Consider the following 19,444-nt stretch of genomic DNA (forward strand, 5'->3'; position numbering starts at 1 on the left):
ATATAATTTTAATAAGTCTCAATTTTTAGGAAGCAATTTATCGATTCGTCTCAATAAAACCTGCGGGCTAAAAGGCTTGGTAATAAATTCATCGGCGCCGAGATCGAAGATTTCAAGTTCGGTAGCTTCAACCCCCGAAGAGGTTAAAACAATGATGGGCAAATCGCTTTGTTTGTTTTTCCGAATATCCTGAATTACCTGTTGCCCCCCGGCAAAAGGTAGATTTAAATCGGTGATTACCAGGTCTACATTTTCGATTTCTGAATTGAGGTAATTTAAGGCATCAAGACCATTATCAAAATCGGTTACCTTGAATTCATTGGCTCTCAGGAAATAGCTTAGCGATTTCTGAAGCATTGCATCATCTTCTACTAACAATATATTCATACTAATTGGGGCAAAATCTTCTGGTTTAAAATATAAGAAATTTCTGATAGCTGTTCCAACAATTTTTCAAGGTATAATTTGGCTGAAGTCAATTCGCCAGCCAGGGAGGCCTGCTCCAATTTATCAAGCCTGGTTAAATCGGCCCCTAAAATTCCAAAAGAGGCTTTGAGTTTATGAGCTTCGGCTGCCAGAAGAGAGAGGTTATTTTCGGCCAAAGCCTGGGTCATTTCGGCTTTAGTCTGGGCAGATTGCTTCAGAAACAGGCTTATCATCTCCTTTTGGAAATCTTTATTTCCCATAGAAAGCTCTTCAAGATTTTCAAGCTTTAAAACAGAGTTTTCCGGCAGATTCTTTTGGGTGTCTCCCCTTTTAATTTGTAACTGAAGATGCCTTTCAATTTTACTGAAAAGCTCTTCCTTTTTAAATGGCTTAGACAAATAATCATCCATCCCGGCATCAAAACAGGCCTGTTTCTCCACCATTAAAAAATTCGCGGTAAGGGCTACTACCGGAATATTTATATTTTTATTTCGAAGCAATCTTGTAGCCTCCAATCCGCCCATTTCGGGCATTTGCAAATCCATAAAGATCAAATCAAAATCTTTCTCAGCTACTTTTTGCAGGGCCAGGCGACCATTCGAAACGATTTCAAGATTAAAACCCTTTGCTTCCAACAGGGCCCGCATCAATCTTTGATTCAATTCGTTATCCTCACAAAGCAAAATATTTCCTTCTAACAAATTGGAATTTAAGTCTGATTCCGCCACTTCATCATCGCCGGTTTGGTTGGCCTTCTTAAAAACCAGGTTAAAGCTGAATTCAGAGCCTTTTCCTGGTTTGCTTTTAACCTCAAGGCTCCCGCCCTGCTTTTCGATAAGTTGGCGCGAAATATTTAAGCCAAGACCTGTACCTCCATATTTTCGGCTGGTATCTTCAGTAGCTTGCGTAAAGCGATCAAAAATGTGTTCCAGCTTATCTTTTTCGATTCCAATTCCGGTATCGATGATTTTGAAATTCAATTCGGACCCGGATTTAGAACCCGGTTTTGCCTGCACCTTCAACTCAACCTTACCTTCAGAAGTAAATTTTAGAGCATTCCCCAAAAGATTGATCAGGACCTGGGCCAGGCGATTTTTATCTCCTACCAGATACTCCGGAATTTCGGGATCAATTTCGAACCGGAAATCCAGATTTTTCTGTTCGGCCTTTAGGCGAAGTATAGAAAATACGCCGCTCACCACTTCCCGAAGGTTAAAAGCAGCTTCTTCAAACTGAAGCACCCCGGCTTCCATTTTTGAAAGGTCTAATAGGTCATTGATAATAAACAACAACTTATCTCCGGCGGTGCGAATAGCCTGTAGATGACCTTTTTTAAGTTCATCTACTTCTTTGTGCATCAACAAATCGGCAAAGCCTAAAACTGCGTGAATGGGAGTGCGCAGCTCGTGACTTATGTTGGCCACAAAATTATCTTTTTGAATATTAAGCTCTTCAGCCGATTCTTTAGCGCGGCGCAGGGCTTTTTCAGCTTTTAGTTCTTTGGTGATATCTTCTGAAATTTTGATCACCTTCACCACTTTATTTCCGGAATCCAGAATCGGGTTATAAGTGGCCTGCAACCAGATATCTTTCCCCTTCCTGTTCTTACGCCTGAATTTCCCAAACTGAAATTTTCCTTTTTTAAGCTTTTTCCAGAAGAGTTCCAGCTCGGGCCAATCTTCTTCTGGCACCAAAGTTTTATGGTGTTTTCCCTTAAGCTCCTCAACCTTATAACCCAGGCAATGGGCAAATCTTTCATTTGCTTCAAGAATTTCACCTTCGGGTGAAAACTCCACCACCGCATTCGACTTTTTTATGGCTTCCAGAAGGTAATTATACTCGGTCTGTTTTTGAAAAAGCTGGCGCTGGGTATTCTGAATCTTTTCCTGTAAAACGGCCTGTAACTCATCTCCCAATTCCCTATTGAATTTTCTGGCTTCAATGAGCTTCATAGCCTGTCGGGACAACAATTTTAAAGCCTTACGCTGTTGGGGATTTAGCTCTTTAGGCTGGGAATCGGCTACGCAAACTGTACCTATGTTCTCTCCTTCGGGGCTTTGAATAGCAACCCCGGCATAAAACCGAATTCCCCCCGGTGAAGTAACGTGTTTACTGTCTTTTACCCTATCGTCGAGCAGCGCATTTGGAATTTCTAAAATTTCATCCTGAAAAACGGTATGCTGACAAAAGCTTTCCTCACGCGGGACTTCATTTTGCTCTACTCCAATTTTGGCTTTGTACCATTGCCGCTCCTCATCGATTAAAGAAATTATGGCCACAGGTACATCGCAAATAATAGCCAGGATTTGAGCCAGTTCATCGAATTCTTCTTCGGGAGCTGTATCTAAAATATTGTAGCTAAGCAAACTGCGAAGGCGCGCAATTTCCTTATTCTCATCAATATGATCGGGTAATTTGTAGGGCACGGTCTAAAAATAAAAAATTCCACAATTCTGTGACAAAAATAGTCAAGTTTGAATTGCAGAATTAAAAAGCTAGCCAAAAGCTGATGAGTATCAGCTTTAACTCTTGCCTGTGGGCTTTATCAGCAGCTCGTTTACATTCACCGAATCGGGTTGAGAGAGCGCATAAAATACGGCATCGGCGATATTACCGGGTTCAAGCTTAGGTTCATCGCCACCATAATCTTTATCTTCCAGTAATTCCTTATCGGTTATATCTTCGCGAAGGTCGGTTTCTACGGTTCCCGGTTCTATGGAGGTTATTCTAATATTGAATTCTGGTGAAAGCTCCATTCGCATTGCCCGTGAAAGCTCGATCACCGCAGCTTTTGAGGCGCCGTAAACCGCTCCGCCTTCAAAGATCTCCTTTCCGTCTACCGAGGCTATATTGATAATATGACCACTTTTTTGATCTTTCATGAGCGGCAAGACCTCATAAATACAGCGCAGGGTTCCCTTTACATTCACTTCTATGGTTTGTAACCATTCATCGAGGTGGCGGTTTTTGAGGTAGGTAAGCGGCATTATCCCGGCACAATTCACCAAAATATCAATTTGCCCAAATTCCTCTTTAATTTTTTCAAATGCAGTATTTACACTGGCGGTACTGCTTACATCAAGGGCTGCTATAAAAGCCTCGTTGGGCAGTTCTTTTTTGATTTTTGCCAGTTTTTCAATGCTTCTGCTGGTAAGGGCCAGCTTGCAGCCGGCTTCAGAAAGTTTTATCGCAATGGCTTTCCCAATTCCGCTGCTGGCACCGGTGACCACAGCTACTTTATCTTTTAAATTCATATTTAGTGTTTTTTTCAAGTTCTTATTATTCTGAAGAAACCTGCGTTAAGAAGAATTGAAATAACAGACTTTTAAGACTTGACAGAAAGCCTTATTTTTAAACATAACAAAGAATTATGTGCTACCGAACCAAACTAAGTTCAAAACTTACCGATATCGAAAAAGCCTTCGAGGCGCGGTTTATTGAACCCGAAGCTTATACTCCCCAAATGGAGATCAACGCATTTACTTTTTCCAAAACCCCGGTGATCACCGATGAAAATTCGGGTGAAGTTCAAATGTTTCAGTGGGGTTTGGTGCCGTTTTGGGCTAAAGATGATTCGATTAAAAAAATGACGCTCAATGCCAAAATTGAAACTGCCAGCCAAAAACCGGCTTTTAGAAATTCAGTAGAAAACAGATGCCTGATTATTGCCGATGGCTATTACGAATGGCAATGGCTGGATGCCAAAGGAAAACAAAAACAGAAATATCTCATTCATCCCATCGAGCAGGAAATTTTCGCTTTCGCAGGATTCTATTCCACCTGGAAAAACCCGGAAAACGGTGCGCTAATAAATTTTTACAGCATCCTCACCACCCAGGCCAATGACCTGATGAGCGAAATTCATAACAATAAAAAACGAATGCCGGTGGTTCTTAAAAAACAGGACCGGAGTCGCTGGCTGGCAGGTAGCGAAATCAATGAGTTTGCCTTTCCTTACGAGGTTGCACTGGAGGCCGAAAAAATCTAAAATCTTAGCACTTTTTAAGGCTGCCCTTAAGGCCAAATTAATATTTTAGCCGCGATGAAATTAAAGTTTCTTACATCGGTTTTACTGGTATTTCTCTCTTCCTGCCAGGTTTCAGAACCCTATTTCCAGATGGAACCCGGCGTGGAACTGGTGGGAATTCCCAGCGCTTCAGGGATAGTTAACTACAAATCCTATTTCTACATTATAGGAGATGACACTCCTTACCTGTTTAAACTGAATGATAAATTTCATCAAATCACCCAGCTGGAGTATTATGAAACAAGCATAGATTTCGACAGCATTAGTTTAAAGGTTCCCAAAGCCGGCAAACCCGATTTTGAAGCTATGGAAGTGCTGGACGATGAACAGTTTCTCATTATGGGTTCGGGTTCTTTGAGCCCTGAGCGCGACAAAATGATCCTCATAAACCCCAATCCAGAAGTGCCCGAAATCGAGGAGTATTCCCTGGCCGGTCTCTATGATCAGTTCAGAAAAAATCCCGGTGAAGATGGAAAAACCCTCAATATTGAAGGCCTGGCAGCTATGGAAAATATCCTGCTGCTATTGGACAGAGGCTCGAACCGCATTTTTAAATTCAGGCAGGATGAGTTTTTAAAGAGGGTGAAAAATAAATCATCAACATTCGATTTTGAAAGCCTGGAATTTGAACTTCCAAAAATACAAGACGTGGAAGCCCGATTTTCGGGAGCCTGTTTTTATCCTGCTGAAAGAATTTTACTTATTACCGCTTCAGTTGAAGCCACGCCCAATGCTTATGACGACGGTGAGATTCTGGGTAGCTTTTTGGGGGTAATTGCTCTTGATGATTTGGCTTCAGAAGCCAATATTGAATGGCACCCCATTGTGCTAGACGGCCCTGCCCTGAAGATAGAATCGGTTGCCCTGGGGAAAAAACGAGGCAGCCGCAGCACCGAAATTCTAATGGTGAGCGACAGTGATGGCGGAAGCTCTTATATAGTTAAGGGAATTATTAGTTGGTAATTTTCGTATTTTTTTTACTTCAAAATCCATATAATGTACTGTGCTTCAATTTATTCTTTATATTTATTCCTACATAAATCCGGTATTCCCTACACTAACTAACCGGTATTTAAACCGGAATCTATGAGGAAAATTCACATTTCCCTGATCCTGTTATTGCTTTTTTTATCTACCCCTCTTCTGTCTCAGGATAGTTTGAGGGTGGGGGTTTACGACAATGCCCCAAAAATTTTCCTGGATGAAAAGAATAAACCCCAGGGGATATTCATAGACCTCATTGAAAAAATAGCTGCAGAAGAAAATATCTATCTCGAATACAGAACCGGGGCCTGGAGCGATCTTTTGGATGCCCTGGAACAGGGAAAAATCGATTTATTGCCCGATATGGCCTACTCTGCAGAACGGGATTCGATATTTAAATTAAGTGGCCTACCTGTAATTGGTTCCTGGTTGGAGATCTTTACACATACGCCAAATGCGATAAGCAGTATGCAGGACCTGGATGGAAAAAGAATTGGCCTTCTTGCAGGCTCGGTGCAGGCCGATTATTTTGCACAACAAGCTGCCAACGATTTTAATATAAGTTATAGGCTGCGCACCTACGAGACCCAACCTGAACTTGTTGAAGCCTTAAAAGACAAAAAACTGGATGGAATTGTTGCCGACAGGTTTATGGCTTTTTCAACTTATATGAATAACAGCCTGTTTCCTTCAGGCATAGTTTTACGCCCAATTGAATTATACCTGGGATTTTCGCCTCAAACCCCGGCATCGGTTGTGAGTGTATTCGACAGCCATATTTCTGCCCAAAAAAATGACCCGGGCTCGGTTTATTATAGTTCTCTAAAATACTGGTTCGATGAACACTTTCGCAATCCCATTCCGCAATGGTTAATCTGGCTGCTCTACGCTCTAACCGGCGGTTTAATCTTAAGCCTGTTTTTTGCCTTTTTACTCGACTTAAATGTACGCCGTAAAACCCGTGAATTACAGGAAGCCAAGGTGAAAGCTGAAGAAAGCGACCGCTTAAAATCGGCTTTTCTCCAGAATATGTCACACGAAATAAGAACCCCTATGAATGGGATTATAGGCTTTATGCAGCTTTTAAAAGAGCCAGACCTGGAAGCCTCGAAGCGACAGAAATATATCAATATTGTAATTAAAAGCGGGAATCGCCTGCTTACCACCATCAATAATATCATTGAATTTTCAAAAATTAATTCAAAGCAGGTAGAGGTGAATTTACAGCCGGTTTCCCTGCCTGAAGTGATGGAATTCCAGTATAATTTCTTTAAGCTGCACGCCGCCGAAAATAATATACAGCTTAAAATAGGCAACCAGATTATGGGCCCTGGTAGCAGCATTAAAACCGACCGGCATATTTTAGAAGGAGTGCTCACCAACCTCATCAATAATGCGATTAAGTTTACTACAGAAGGCAGCATTAGTTTTGGGAATTATGTAAAGGAAGATCGCATTATATTTTATGTAAAAGATTCGGGGGTGGGCATTCCGCAGGAAAAACTGGATACCATATTCAAACCTTTTGTTCAGGGCCACGTAAATATGAACAGACCTTACGAAGGTTCGGGCCTTGGCCTTTCTATAGTAAAAGAGCACCTGCGGCTGCTTGATGGCAATATTTGGGTTAAACAGAATCCCAACAAAGGCAGTAGTTTCTATTTCGATTTACCTTATAATCCTACTGAAATTCCTGAAACAGAGTTGGAGTCTGCACTTAACCCGCTGGTAGAAAGCTTTAAGCAAAAAGCTCAAATTCTGGTAGCTGAAGATGACAACATTAGTTATTTTCTCCTGGAGCGAATTTTAAAGAAAGCCGGCCTGGAAGTAAAGCGCGCCAGAAATGGGCAGGAGGTTATTGAAATCTTTGAAAAGCAAGCAAATTTTGAGCTGATCTTAATGGATATGAAAATGCCTGAATTAAACGGGATTGAAGCCACTAAAATAATTCGTGAAAAAAATTCAGAAATTGCAATTATTGCCCAAACCGCCTATACTCAGGCCAGTGATAAGGATAAAGCCATAGAAGCCGGTTGTGATGACTTTATCACCAAACCCATAGAGCCGGCCGAATTACTTCAAAAAATAAGCAAATATATCCCCGAACCCAGTGTAAAATAAAAAACCGCCAATTGTGGTAGGGCACAGTTGGCGGGTAGTCATTTAGGCTATATTAAAATTCCCGGGGCAAAAAAGGTCGAAATTTTATTGAATTCGGGATATTTTAAGCCTGTTTGAAAAAACAGTTATTTCTGAATTTTCCGGTTATCCTTTCAATGTTATACATTGAATTTTAACCGGGGCCCAATATAGGCCCGCAAAAAATTTATAAGTCTTAATTAATTCTAAAATATCTGAACTTTAACTAGTTAAGCCTAAAACGTTAAGGATTTTTACAGATAAGGCGATCTAACCTGCTCCTGAACATAGATTTCTTCTCCGTTTATGGAAATTGAAATTTTAATCTGGTTTTAAAAGTCTTTAGGTAATTATTAGCAGCCTTTTGAGATTATTTTGGGAATTTGGCAATTATCTTTGATTTCAAATAAACGCAAGTTTATTAACCATTCTAAATTCACCTGTTATAAGTTATATTTCAAAACCCGGGATATACCGGGAATAATATAACTCAAAGAGGCCGCTTTAAATTCCATTTAAAACGGCCTCTTTTTTATTGAAATTCTCTGTTGCTATTTATTATACATCACAGAACCCTTCGGCGGATACTCTACGGTATCATTTAATTCCTTTATTTGTTCTTCACTAAATTTAGGAACGGGAAACTCTCCTTTCTCCTGCCAGGATTTCACCTGATTTTTAGCAACCTCTCCCCGTTCTTTTGAAAGCCCGCCGTCTTTAGCGAAATATAAAGTTTGAGAAGGGAAGGCGAAGCCGCTGCCGCTTTTTTCAACCACATCCATCATTCGAAGCAGAAGGTCTTCCCGTACTTCCAAAAACTCACTCCAGTCTACGGCATTTACAAAGGCAAAGATTTCGATATCCAGCGAACTGGGTCCAAAACCAACAAATCTTACCCGGGCCGGTTCATCGAACACCCGGGGATGCGCATACAGGATCTTTCGAAGTTCAGCCAGTAAATATCGCAATTGATCGGGGCTGGTTTCGTAACGAAAATTGATGGTGGTTATAAATCTGAATTTATCCCTGTGCGCAAAATTTTCAATGGTATCTGAAGAAAAGGCTCCGTTGGGAATGGTTACCAGCGTCCTGTCTAAAGTCCTTATTCTGGTTGAGCGTATCCCGATTTTTTCAACCGTTCCCGTGATCTGGCCTACCCGGCAAAAGTCACCCACCCTAATGGGCCTGTCGGCTATAAGGGTTACACTTCCTACGAAATTCTCAATGGTTTTTTGGGCTCCCAGAGCCAGGGCAATACCTCCAATTCCCAAAGCCGCCAGCCCCGTGGTCACGTCTATCCCGATAGCCCCAAGAATCGCGATGATTCCAAAAACTACGATAGCAATTTTAGCGGCCCGCTGCAGGAAAAGCACGATTGAAACTCCGGCGGGATTGCCGCGCATTACCATTTTTTCCTGTGAGAATTTTCCGAGGAAATCAGAAAGGCGCCAAAGCAAAATCACAAGGGCCAGAATTCCTACAATCATATTAAGCGCACTGAATTTTTGCCTTAATATGATAGACATTCCTATGTTTTGAGAAATGGCGACAAAGATCCAAACCGCCATATAAAGCATCAGCGGAATTTTAATCGCATTAATAATCCCCGCCGCCGGGTCCTGGCCGGCCCCTTTCCAGATTTTTGGCAGGAACAGGCTAATTAGATTAATAATTCCCCAGGCCAGGCCATAGCAAAGAAACAGCAGCAAAACAGCGACTATCCACTGCCCTGCCGGCACCCCGCTCCAGATATGGTCTTTTAAAAATTGTGGGATTATCCGGTTTACCAGTGCCGAATCATCTAAACTTAAACTCTCTATAGCGCTTATGGTTTCTTCAGAAAAAAGCCAGATGGGATGATCTTTTTCATCGCGGGTTTTAATCACAAAAATCTCGATATACTCTCCATCGGCCGAGATACTTCCAATTCGTTCGAGATTGGCTTCCAAATCGTCGTCTACCTTTCCCTGTGGCGAATTGCTTATTAGGGAATAGGGCAAAATATCCCCGCCTGTATCCAGTAAACTCTGCAGCACCCGTACCAGGTTTTCTTTCTCATCCTTATCATAATCGTCTGCGGGAAATTGCAGGTACCTGGCGGCCCGGCTGTAATTAAGCCCTGCCATTGAGTTTATAAAACCGGTTACTGTGCCCCGGGGCGTTCTTCTTCCCAGCGCATCTTCAGGAATTTCTTTTTGATCTGTTTCTTCCTGTTTGGGGCTCAACCCCGGTATTTGAGCCTGTATTTCTGCGGAAAGAAAGAGGCATAGAAAGACACTAAAAATCAAAAAACGAATGTGGGAGCGCGAAAATTTAGAGATCATACTTCAGAAGAAATTATTTTAAATAAAACGTGAAGGTAAAAAATTCCTGAATTTAAACGTCCCAGGGCAATAATAACAATTGTTGAGACTTCTAATTGATGCGGTTTTGAAAGCTTTCCTTAAATTGAGGCCAAAATAAAATCTATGCTTAAAAAATTACCTGTTCTGGGGCTGGCGACACTTCTTGCCGTTGGCTGTGGAAGTGAAAAATCTGTCTTCGACGGCAGCGATAAACCCGTCGAAAACAACGCAAAAAAATCAAAAAACGGCCTGAAACCCTATGCTGAAGTGATATCTGGCGATGCCATTTCTGATGAGGGCCTCTTCACCACCCATTTTGTAGATGATAAACTGTATTTCGAAATCCCGGTAGAGCTGCTGGAAAAAGATATGCTGCTGGTAAGCCGAATTGCCGGGGTACCCGATTCCTACGGCGGCGGCTATGTAAATGCCGGCTCGAAGGTGAATGAACAGGTGGTGCGCTGGAGTAAACGCAAAGGCAATATCGATGTGCGGGTGATTAGTTTTGAGAATCAGAGCGACGAAGAATCGCCTATAAGCCAATCGGTACAGGCCAATAATTATTTCCCTATACTTTTCAGCTCAAAAATTGAAACCTACAGCCCCGATTCCAGCAGTGTGGTAATCCAGGTTAATAATCTTTTCGAAAAGGAAATACAGGCCATCAACGGACTTTCGTCCAGGCTTCGGAAGGAGTATAAGGTAAAAAGACTTGATGAAAGCAGGTCGTATATCGAATCGGCGAATTCCTATCCCGAAAATGTGGAAATCAAGCACGTGATGACCTACGAAGCCGAAGAGCCACCATCGCGCGACCAGGCCGGGACCATCTCGATGATGATGAATCAGTCTATGGTGTTATTGCCCGATGAGATGATGCAGCCCCGGCTGGCCGATCATCGCGTAGGCTGGTTTACTATTAACAAATATGATTATGATTCAGAAGAATTAAAGGCCGATGATTATAAACTAATCCGTCGCTGGAAGCTGGTTCCCAAAGATATTGAAGCCTACAAACGTGGGGAACTGGTTGAACCGGAAGAGCCTATAGTTTATTATCTTGACCCGGCTACTCCTAAAAAATGGCGACCCTTCTTCAAACAGGGTATCGAAGACTGGAATGTGGCCTTCGAGGAAGCCGGATTTAAAAATGCGATCATCGCCAAAGACCCTCCCAGCAAGGAAGAAGATCCTGAATTTAGCCCTGAAGATGTGCGTTACTCAGTAGTGCGTTATGTAGCCAGCACCACCCGAAATGCCGTGGGGCCATCGGTTACCGACCCGCGAACGGGTGAAATTATCGAAAGCGATATTATTTGGTATCACAACCATCTGCGTTCTTACCGAAACCGGTTTATGATCGAGGCGGGCGCCCAGACCGAAGATGCAAGAACGTTGAACACCCCCGAATCGGAAATTGGCGAAATGATGCGAATGGTGATCGCTCACGAGGTAGGGCACGCTTTGGGCTTGCCTCACAACATGAAGGCCAGTGCCGCCTATCCTACCGATTCGTTAAGATCGGCTGAGTTTACCCAAAAATACGGGCTTACCCCTTCTATTATGGACTATGCACGGGTAAATTACGTCGCGCAGCCCGAAGATGAAGGGGTGCGGTATATTAGAATGATGGGGCCCTATGATCTTTACGCGATTAACTGGGGTTATCGTTATATTCCCGAAGCAGATTCTCCAGAGGCCGAAAAACAAACTTTGAATGAATGGATTCTAGAAAAAGCAGGAGATCCCTGGTATGAATTTGGAAGCGGGTATGGCGGCATAGACCCGCAGTCACAGCGCGAAAGTCTGGGCGACGACCAGGTAAAAGCCAGTGAATATGGCCTGGCCAATTTAAAGAAAGTTGTTCCTAATTTGATTGAATGGACCTCTAAAGACGGTTATGGCTATGATGATCTGGAGGAAGTTTATCGCGAATTAACCTATATGTGGCGTGGTTATACCTCGCACGTCGTGGCCAATGTTGGTGGAGTCTACGAAACCCGAAAAACAGCCGAACAGGATGGGGTGGTATATGAACACGTCCCAAAGCAGAAACAGGAAGAAGCCGTGAATTTTTTGGTAAACGAGGCCTTTAGCACCCCCGAATGGCTGCTAGACCGGGAGATTCTAAACCGCATTGAAGCCAGCGGCGCAATCGAACGCGTGCAAAACCTGCAGGGTCGTGCGCTGAGCAGTTTGCTGGATGAAGATCGCCTAAACAGGATGATCGCAAATGAAGAAGTAAACGGTCCTGATGCCTATACTACTATGAATTTGATGCAGGACCTTCGCCGCGGAATTTTCAGCGAGCTTTATAACCGTAAACAGGTTGATGCTTACCGCAGAAATTTACAGCGAACTTATGTAGATATCGCTTCAGCATACCTTATGAAGTTGAAAGAAGCAGATAACGATAAATTATTAAAATCGGATATTCTACCGCTGATGCGTGGCGAAATGCAGGCGCTGAAAAGCGAACTCAACCGCCGCAAGGCCGGGGTAAATCACTCCCTAACCCGTTACCACTGGGATGACCTCATTGCCAGGATAGATGCGGCTTTAGCCACAGAGGCATAAGTCAATTTCAAGATTTGAAAAAAGCCCGGGGAACAAGGTTCTTCGGGTTTTTTTTGTGGGTTACATAGAGCGGGAGCTGAAGAAAGGGGTAGGTTGATTTAGAATGGGAATTTTTATTTGAAACTGCAAACCCCTCCGGCCTGCGGCCACCTCCCCTTGAAAATAAGGGGAGGAGCTTTTATAAGGTGTTTTGAATCTAAACAAAATTCAGAAAAAACAGAAAACCGAGAACCGAGAACCGAAAATAAGAGTCTTCGTCGCTCCTACCTCGTACCGTCGGATGAAAAACCGGAGAGCCCCAAGCCTAGGAATTGTCATTTCGACCGCAGGGAGAAATCTCACCCGAGTAAGGGGAAGAGATAAAACCCCTCCGGCCTGCGGCCACCTCCCCTTGAAAATAAGGGGAGGAGCTTTTACTAACTCCTATTTCGCTTTGCAGGAATTACAATCGAAGACGGTATAATAAAAGCCTAAAGCCCAGAATTGTCATTTCGACCGAAGGGAGAAATCTCATAAAAGGGGGCAAAGAAGCCACCCCTCCGGCCTACGGCCACCTCCCCTTGAAAATAAGGGGAGGAGCTTTTGCTAACTCCTACTTTGATCTGTAGGAATGAAATTCTGGACGGATTAAAAAAAACAGAGAACAGAGAACCCACAACCGAGAACCGAAGTGAGATGCTGCACTGCTCTTTTTTATTCCGGAATTTCTGACCCACTAAGAAGGTTGATTAAAAAGAATTAGCATTCCTTAAACAACTTATTTTCTAATGCTTCTTTAATTTTAAGCTTCAACAAATCAAAAATTCATGAAATTCCTCCTGATCGCTGCCGGCTTGCTGGTGCTTTTGGTAGTACTGGTAGACATTTTTAAAACAATTTTATACGTTCACGGGGGCGGCCGACTTTCGACCTGGATTTCCCGCTCGGTTTGGAAATTCTACTTTTTACTGGGGCGAAAAAACGCGCGAAACCCTATCCTAAACCTGGCCGGGGGCAGTATTCTTATGCTGCTGGTCTTTAGCTGGAGTATGCTCATCTGGCTGGGTTATAGTCTCATTTATATCTCAGAACCCGGCTCGGTGGTAGATACGGCCACGGGGCAGCAAACCGATATCATCGGAAAGATCTATTATGTAGGTTACACGCTCACCTCCCTGGGAAACGGCGATTTGAAATCGGGATCTGATACCTGGCGGCTGGTTTCGAATATTATGGGGATGAATTCTATGGTATTTATCAGTTTGGGAATTTCGTACCTATTGCCGGTTTTACAGGCAGTGATCGACAAGCGCAGCCTCGCGGCACATATTCAGAAGATGGGGCGTACCCCGCAGGAGATCATCGAAAACGGATATAACGGCGAGAATTTCGCTCCGCTTTATGACCGGTTTAGCAACCTGGAGACTTCTATAATTAAGCACGGGGAGCGCCACCTGGCCTATCCCATTTTGCATTTTTTCCACTCCAGCGATAGGTCTCACGCCCTGCATATAAGCCTTGCGGTACTCGATGAAGCTATTAGCATTCAGGAGACCTATAAATTAGACACTTCAGAAAAGGCCTATTCCTGGGAGATCCTGCGCAAAGCCGTAGATCATCTCAAAGACAGGCTCACCACGGGATTTATGCCAGCAGACTGTGATCCACCCGGCTTTGAATATTATGAAAGTTTGCCGGAAGCCTTCAGAAAAAATTTAAAGCCGAACGATTCGCACCTGGATGCTGATTTGCGCAACGAGCGCCGCGCCCGCCTGCTGGAATTCGTAACCCGCGATGGCTGGGAATGGGAAGATGTGGTAAAAGTGAGGGAATGATGAATTTCAGCTAAAGCAACTTTCTAATCATAATGAAATTTACATTGCAAGTACATCTATCTTCTGCTAGGCAGTTTGCAACAAATTTAATCCGCTCAATTCCTGGCCGATTTGGTGAATCCCGTTCAATATTTTCTCGGTTTGTTTTGCAGAAGGTTTTTTAGTGCCTGAAACATATTGAGATAATAAGGTAGCATTCATTCCAATTTTTTCAGCAAGAAATTTCGCGTTTATTACTTTATAAAATTTAAAAAACTGTTTAAAGTCAATTTCAAATCGAATATCACTTGGCTCAACTTTTACCTTTTCATCTTCAAAGTGTAATTGAGTTGCTTCATAGGTATTGTTAATCAACTCGGGAATTGATTGTGCGGTCGTAAATATTGGATAATCTGCTGAAAATGCTGAAAACCCAGTATTTGTCTTCTCAACCGTCATTATTATTTTCTTCTTTTTTTTCATAATCCAACTATTTAATTCCAGCGTCTTTAAGAATTTTCTTTTCCAACCCTTTACCCATTTCCTGACTCCCATGATTTGGAAAAATGATTGTTCCTTTTTTGATGTCGTGTTTCATTTTCACGTGGGAACCTTTTTGGGATACAGCATACCAACCATCTTTAATTAAAATTCGTAAGAGTTGGGAACATTTCATTCAAATACGCTTTTGCCCAAGAAACAAAAGTAAATTATTATTTACTTTTTACAAACTAAATTTTCATTCGAGAACGGCCTTTTTGCATTTTCCAAAACGTATAATATAAATATAAGAAATGAAGCCTGGAATTTTTACCTGGCCTTAAATTTCTTGAGAATGCTTGGAAGCTCATCTGTATACCTAATTTTAAATTACTGCTTCGGGGCAAAGTGCGAATAGTACTTTCTGGATCCAGGTACTCCAGCTTCAGATTTTTAAAATTGCATACTAAGCGACAACCTAATCATATGAAAATAGGTATTATACTCAACTTTATCATCAAATTGCAGACTGGCATCCATCCAACCCAGGCTGGTTTCATTTCTAAACTGATTAATTTCATAGCCGAGTTTCAGCATAGGCTTATATTTTCCAAAATCTTTACCTATTCCAAAATCTAATGCAGCCAGGTAACCACCTTTTTCGATGAACTCATAACCTTCTGGCGAGCGTCCATACCTGAAATCACTAAACTGGTAGCCGGCATCAAGATCGCTTAAAAAACTCCAGGTTTCAGATAAAGCTGTTTCATATCTCAGCTTTATAAAAACCGGAAATAAAATATTGTCGTAGTGCTCCCGATTAACCCCCGGATGCCGCTGATTCATAACAGCATTTATTCCCGTTCCCAGACCACTGCTAAAATGTTCTGAAAGCCGATAATTTATCGAAAAGTTCAAGCCAATAACCATAGAGTCAAAGCGCGACCTATCTGGCACATTAACATTTACATTTTCCCGGTATTGAATATTTTCCCTGGTTTTATCACCTATTGAAAATTTTGCCACTGTGCTGCCTTCTAAAAAGAATTTTTCAAAATCCTGGGCAGATAATGAGCAGGTTGAAATCAGGAAAAGGCCGATAAAAATCAGGTGTTTGTTTGAAAAAACAGAATAAATCATAGAGAAATTTTTAATTAGAAGCTCCGCTTATTTTGAAGATGGAAGAATTTCTAATTGGTTGCGTAAAATTTGCTAGTTTTTAAAAATAAGGGTGTGGGATGGGTTTAATTCGAATTATTCTGCCAAATCTTCACTTAACCCCTATTCATAGGCCCTGCAATCAATCCCTTAAAAAAAGACGAAACCATCATGGCGCCAGAATTCTCTGTGGCATCTTCATTAGATAAGATTACAATGGTATAGGCAGATTCCGGGAAATAGATCAATTCGCCACTAATGCCATACCAGCCCCCGCTATGCCCCAGTATTTTTTCACCATACCTTTGGTCGATATCAATTCCGTAGCCTAGATGGGTGTTATAGCCTTTTACCCTGGGCTCAATCATCAACTCCAGACTTTTTGCTGAAATCAATTGATGCTGAAACAGCGCCCGGTTGAAATTATAAAGATCCTCTACCGTAGAATAATGAAAACCTCCCGGGGAAGCTTTTGACAGGTAAAAAATATTGTTTTTTAAAACCCCGGTAGTATCTCCCGCATAGGTGTAGCCACTGGCTTTATTGGGAATTAAGGCATCTACTTCGTAGGCGGCCGATTTAGACATCCCGGTCATTTGAAAAATATTCTCTTCGAGGTAAGTGTAATAATCGGTTCCGGAAACTTTTTCGATGATGAGTCCGAGCAACACATAGCCGGCAGCATCGTAATGATATTCTTCGCCGGGAGCTGCAAGCAGACTGTCATTTTCAAACAAAGCCGAAAAATCACTCACTTCTTTAAATTTGAATTTACACTGCTCTAAAAAATTCGTGACATAGAAATTCGGCAGGCCGGCAGTGTGAGTTAATAAATGTGAAATCGTAGCAGAATTTCTAATTTCTGAATTCGGATAATCTTCCAGATACTTCCCAATGGGTACATCGAGTTCTATTTTTCCCTGATCGTACAGCTGCAGAACCGCTACGGCGGTTAATGTTTTGGTAATCGAAGCAATATTGAATTTAGTATCTGTTTCATTCTTTACTCCAAATTCCTTACTCGCCAGCCCATATGCCCGTTTTTGAAGAATACTATCCTCTTTCGCCACCAGAATCGCTCCTGAAAAATCTGCTTCAGATAAATTATTCAGGAAAGTTTCGATCTCTTTCTCTGACTCTGAATTTTGAGCTGAACAGATCGCAAAGGCAAACATCAGAAAGGGAAAATAGAGCAGGTTTTTCATAGGAGTAAATATTGGCAATCTTGTCATGATTCCCTGATTTAGCAAGGTTTATTGTATGGCAATAACATCATTTTTTAAATTATAATCACTTCCCAGGCCTCCAATAATCCATAGATTATCTTTAAACCAGGTAACCGTGTGGGAATGCCTTCCAATAAATGGAATTTCATCTTCTATTTGACTCCAGACTTCTCCATCTTCACTATACCAAACATCATTTCGCCAATCTGGCCCACTAGCGCCACCAATAACCCAAAGTTTATCACAAAAAGCTACAGAGCCATGTAAACTTCTAGGTGTAAATGGAGCGTTATTTGTTACTTCATTCCAGTTAATGCCATCTTCGCTTGACCAGACATCATTTTTTCTATTGCCTTCAGCGTCCCGACCACCTATTAACCAAAGTTTATTATTTAAAATAGTTAAGGAATGGGAGACGCGCCCAGAAAATGGAGTTGATGCAGCAATTTGATTCCAGTTCTTTCCATCTTCACTTGACCAGACATCATTTAGATATTCCCCATCAAATCCTCCCACCATCCACATTTTGTTCTGAAAAACGACCACTCCCTGACCAAATCTTTTTGAAAAATTACTGGAATTGGTTACTTCTGTCCATTCTACACCATTTTTAGTGTTCCATACATCATTTCTATCAATATTTTCAGAATTACCTGAAACTCTACCAGCGATAATCCATAATTTATCTTTGAATACCAAAGCAGAATGGTCGCTTCTGGATTCAAAAGCTGGTGCGTCATTTATTTCTTCCCAAACAAATCCATTATTACTTGACCAAACTGAATTGGTCTTTTGAAGTGCCCCCACATCGCCCCCAACAATCCATAATCGATCTTTAAATACAGAGGTTGAGTGGCCTCTTCTACCTGAAAAAGCAGCATCATTGGAAACAGTAAAATTTTCAAAGTTTATGGCATAGGTCTGAAATTCAAATATTTCTGATTTGGTTTGATTTCCATTTGAATCGGTAGCTATAACCTGCCAATAGTAGGTCTTGCAATTTTGCAAAGGTTCTTCAACCGTAAATGAATTAGAATTAATATTTTCAACTATCGCTCTTGACGGGGGGTTACTTTCATCGATTAATACAGAATAATTTACGGCGTCCCCATCTGGATCTATAGCTTCGCTCCAGGATAATTCTGGATTTAAAGCAACTTCCAATTTTTTATTCTCAACTTTCAAAAGATTAAAATCCTCAGGAGGGAAATTTACCACCTCATTACCGGGATTTTCCTCAGTTGAACAGGCGTTAATTGCTATAAGAGCTAGAGTTAGTAATAATCTATTTTTCATTATAAAAAATTTGTTATGATTGGGGTTAACCGAAGTTACGGCATTAGCTATCGGGTTGTCGTCTTAGTATTGTTTGTTAGTCAAGTTAATTATTTTCTTTCGAAGGCTGCTGACTATTGGCGATGAGCCGTTATTGTGTACAATAATTTTTACTCGGTAATTTTGTAAGAAATAACTATATAATTTGGGGATGAATTTAATAACTCATTAGTCTGTTTATCGTCATCCTTTAATTTAACAACACCACAAAATCTATGAAAATTATTTTTTTTATCTAACCAAGAAGACGCAAATATTAATAACGGAATTTTCTTATTTAATTCCCACGTTGTATCTGCATACTTACGCCAGATATAAAATTGCCGATGATCATTCTTAGCAAGATTGATCTGAGATTTTGAACTCAGAGCATATGTCCGAATATCTAAAGTACTGTTGTTTTCCTCAGTTTTAGTAAAAATTTTAATCTGATCAATAAATCCTTGATAAAACTCGTCGTCGACCACAAAATCATAATCATTAGTATAATCTAATAACGTGTCTGTTTTAATGTTTTTGCCATTAACATATTCTTCTGCAAAAATCTGAAGTTTATACTCTCTTTCAAATTCACCAATATTGAATTTATGTATTCCAATTGAGGCTAATTCTAAAGCTTCTAACAAATCTAGCTTCGATATATTTTCTTGATTATATAAATTATCAGGATCTTCCTTTTCTAACTGACTTTGAGGATCTTCAATTCTAATTGATTGAGAATAAATATTTATTGAAATTAGAATCAATAATATTGAAAGTAGTTTATTCATCTTTAAAATTATTGTACACAACGCTTACGGTTATCGCAAGTTACGGGATTTTAAAAACGGATTTGTCAGCTTAATTAAAAAATAATTAACTACTGAAATCTAATACTTAAAAAAAATTACCCGTTATTTGCGATTAACCGATGTTGGCAAACGTTTTGATCTAAATCAATAAATTTTGTATTTT

General features: G+C 41.2%; 15 protein-coding genes. 5 read left to right on the forward strand and 10 right to left on the reverse strand.

From position 1 onward, the window contains the following. Positions 1-18 precede the first annotated feature (18 nt). The 3 genes from ACW6QP_RS06835 to ACW6QP_RS06845 all read right to left on the reverse strand — a co-directional run bounded on the left by ACW6QP_RS06835 (position 19) and on the right by ACW6QP_RS06845 (position 3,680). Positions 19-387 (reverse strand): response regulator transcription factor, encoded by a 369-nt coding sequence (locus tag ACW6QP_RS06835; RefSeq protein ID WP_457910112.1) that lies wholly within the window; start codon positions 385-387, stop codon positions 19-21. After that, positions 384-2,852 carry an ATP-binding protein gene (locus tag ACW6QP_RS06840; protein WP_457910113.1) on the reverse strand — a complete coding sequence of 823 codons (2,469 nt, stop codon included), beginning with the start codon at positions 2,850-2,852 and terminating at the stop codon, positions 384-386. The genes ACW6QP_RS06835 and ACW6QP_RS06840 overlap by 4 nt, the downstream gene beginning before the upstream one ends. A gap of 96 nt (positions 2,853-2,948) precedes the next feature. Then, the gene (locus ACW6QP_RS06845) at positions 2,949-3,680 is read right to left on the reverse strand and encodes an SDR family oxidoreductase (RefSeq protein ID WP_457910114.1); all 732 of its coding nucleotides are present in this window, start codon (positions 3,678-3,680) and stop codon (positions 2,949-2,951) included. 116 nt (positions 3,681-3,796) lie between these two features. On the opposite strand from ACW6QP_RS06845, the gene ACW6QP_RS06850 reads away from it, so the two are divergent. The 3 genes from ACW6QP_RS06850 to ACW6QP_RS06860 all read left to right on the forward strand — a co-directional run bounded on the left by ACW6QP_RS06850 (position 3,797) and on the right by ACW6QP_RS06860 (position 7,558). Next, the gene (locus ACW6QP_RS06850; RefSeq protein WP_457910115.1) at positions 3,797-4,414 is read left to right on the forward strand and encodes an SOS response-associated peptidase; all 618 of its coding nucleotides are present in this window, start codon (positions 3,797-3,799) and stop codon (positions 4,412-4,414) included. A gap of 54 nt (positions 4,415-4,468) precedes the next feature. Next, the gene (locus ACW6QP_RS06855; protein WP_457910116.1) at positions 4,469-5,416 is read left to right on the forward strand and encodes a DUF6929 family protein; all 948 of its coding nucleotides are present in this window, start codon (positions 4,469-4,471) and stop codon (positions 5,414-5,416) included. 123 nt (positions 5,417-5,539) lie between these two features. Then, positions 5,540-7,558, forward strand: a complete 2,019-nt coding sequence (locus ACW6QP_RS06860; RefSeq protein ID WP_457910117.1) for a response regulator — start codon at positions 5,540-5,542, stop codon at positions 7,556-7,558. Between the two features lie 569 nt (positions 7,559-8,127). On the opposite strand, the gene ACW6QP_RS06865 is transcribed toward ACW6QP_RS06860, so the two are convergent. Further along, on the reverse strand, positions 8,128-9,801 hold the full coding sequence (locus tag ACW6QP_RS06865) for a mechanosensitive ion channel family protein (RefSeq protein ID WP_457910118.1): 1,674 nt from the start codon (positions 9,799-9,801) through the stop codon (positions 8,128-8,130). Positions 9,802-10,044: 243 nt separating this feature from the next. On the opposite strand from ACW6QP_RS06865, the gene ACW6QP_RS06870 reads away from it, so the two are divergent. Both ACW6QP_RS06870 and ACW6QP_RS06875 read left to right on the forward strand, forming a co-directional pair. Continuing rightward, on the forward strand, positions 10,045-12,498 hold the full coding sequence (locus ACW6QP_RS06870; protein ID WP_457910119.1) for a zinc-dependent metalloprotease: 2,454 nt from the start codon (positions 10,045-10,047) through the stop codon (positions 12,496-12,498). 806 nt (positions 12,499-13,304) lie between these two features. Further along, on the forward strand, positions 13,305-14,312 hold the full coding sequence (locus ACW6QP_RS06875) for a hypothetical protein (RefSeq protein WP_457910120.1): 1,008 nt from the start codon (positions 13,305-13,307) through the stop codon (positions 14,310-14,312). Between the two features lie 66 nt (positions 14,313-14,378). Here the strand turns inward: ACW6QP_RS06875 and ACW6QP_RS06880 are convergent, their stop codons facing one another. From ACW6QP_RS06880 to ACW6QP_RS06905, 6 genes are all read right to left on the reverse strand, one after another. Next, positions 14,379-14,774, reverse strand: coding sequence for a helix-turn-helix domain-containing protein (locus ACW6QP_RS06880; protein WP_457910121.1), 396 nt, complete (start codon positions 14,772-14,774; stop codon positions 14,379-14,381). A 7-nt stretch (positions 14,775-14,781) separates the two neighbouring features. Next, the gene (locus ACW6QP_RS06885) at positions 14,782-14,967 is read right to left on the reverse strand and encodes a type II toxin-antitoxin system HicA family toxin (RefSeq protein WP_457910122.1); all 186 of its coding nucleotides are present in this window, start codon (positions 14,965-14,967) and stop codon (positions 14,782-14,784) included. Between the two features lie 257 nt (positions 14,968-15,224). Continuing rightward, positions 15,225-15,911: a hypothetical protein gene (locus ACW6QP_RS06890; RefSeq protein WP_457910123.1), complete on the reverse strand. Its 687-nt coding sequence runs from the start codon at positions 15,909-15,911 to the stop codon at positions 15,225-15,227. A gap of 134 nt (positions 15,912-16,045) precedes the next feature. Continuing rightward, positions 16,046-17,161 carry a serine hydrolase domain-containing protein gene (locus ACW6QP_RS06895; protein WP_457910124.1) on the reverse strand — a complete coding sequence of 372 codons (1,116 nt, stop codon included), beginning with the start codon at positions 17,159-17,161 and terminating at the stop codon, positions 16,046-16,048. Between the two features lie 21 nt (positions 17,162-17,182). Next, positions 17,183-18,451, reverse strand: a complete 1,269-nt coding sequence (locus ACW6QP_RS06900; protein WP_457910125.1) for a Kelch repeat-containing protein — start codon at positions 18,449-18,451, stop codon at positions 17,183-17,185. Between the two features lie 149 nt (positions 18,452-18,600). Then, on the reverse strand, positions 18,601-19,260 hold the full coding sequence (locus ACW6QP_RS06905; protein ID WP_457910126.1) for a DUF5041 domain-containing protein: 660 nt from the start codon (positions 19,258-19,260) through the stop codon (positions 18,601-18,603). Positions 19,261-19,444: the final 184 nt, after the last annotated feature.

It is taken from the genome of Salegentibacter haimaensis (genome assembly GCF_054121495.1).